We start from the raw sequence: 897 nt of genomic DNA on the forward strand, positions 1-897 counted from the left end.
CGGAGACTACGGTAAAGGAATCCAAAGATCGTGTACGCAGTGCGATCATCAATTCAAATTTCCAGTTTCCAGCCAAGCGCATTACGGTCAATTTGGCCCCAGCGGATTTACCTAAAGAAGGCGGCCGTTTTGATTTGCCTATTGCATTGGGTATTTTGGCGGCTTCAGAGCAAATCGCGACAGATAGGCTCAAAAACTACGAATTTGTTGGCGAATTAGCCCTGTCTGGAGGATTAAGACCTGTCAAAGGCGTGCTTCCTGCCGCGTTGGCTGCAAGCAAAGTAGGACGTCATTTGGTGGTGCCTCATGTCAATGGCGATCAAGCAGCGTTGGTGGGCAAAGAGCAACATAAGTCAGCGCAATCCTTACTTGAGGTGTGTGCGGAGTTATGTGGCCAGCATCGTCTCAATCTTTATCAACCTCCGAAGCGAAATACGGTTGAAAAACATGGTCGAGATCTACAAGACATCATTGGCCAGCAACAAGGCAAGCGTGCTCTAGAAATTGCAGCGGCTGGAAACCACAACCTACTTTTCCTTGGTCCTCCTGGTACAGGAAAAACCATGCTGGCGTCGCGTTTATGCGACTTACTGCCGGAGATGAGCGACGAAGAAGCGATGGAAACGGCTTCAGTCGCATCACTGACGCAAAGTGAGATTAATGAGCACAACTGGAAGTCGCGTCCGTTTCGTGCGCCGCACCATTCCAGTTCGATGGCGGCATTAGTTGGTGGTGGCTCGGTGCCAAGACCGGGTGAGATTTCTTTGGCTCACAATGGGTTATTGTTCCTTGATGAAATGCCGGAGTTTGACCGTAAAGTGTTGGACTCGTTACGAGAACCACTGGAGTCGGGTGAGATCATCATTTGGCGCGCACAAGGAAAAACGCGTTTTCCTG

1 protein-coding gene is annotated in these 897 nt (G+C 50.1%); it reads left to right on the top strand.

The genetic code is table 11. From position 1 onward, the window contains the following. Nucleotides 1–897: YifB family Mg chelatase-like AAA ATPase (locus tag R7093_RS24475; RefSeq protein WP_318146918.1), on the top strand; the 897-nt coding region annotated here is incomplete at both ends.

This window comes from Vibrio sp. 1580, from assembly GCF_033340055.1.